The 278-nt window shown below is 52.5% G+C and carries 1 protein-coding gene; it reads right to left on the bottom strand.

Annotated features, from left to right (window positions below):
- Positions 1 to 278: hypothetical protein (locus ACVCZW_RS00320; RefSeq protein WP_452231329.1), on the bottom strand; the 278-nt coding region annotated here is incomplete at both ends.

The raw sequence follows: 278 nt of genomic DNA, 5'->3' as shown, positions 1-278 counted from the left end.
GCTGCTTCATCGGCTTGTGCTTGTGCTTCTGCTTCTGCTTCTGCTGCTAATCTGGCTGCTTCATCGGCTTGTGTTTGCGCTGCTGCTTCTGCTGCTAATCTTGCGTCTTCCTCTGCTTGAACTTGTGCCGCTGCTTCTGCTGCTAATCTTGCTGCTTCATCGGCTTGTGCTTGTGCTTCTGCTTCTGCTGCTAATCTGGCTGCTTCATCGGCTTGTGTTTGTGCTGCTGCTTCTGCTGCTAATCTTGCGTCTTCCTCTGCTTGAACTTGTGCCGCTGC

Source organism: Lacinutrix sp. MEBiC02595, assembly GCF_053601555.1.
This window is presented reverse-complemented; position numbering and strand designations above follow the sequence as displayed.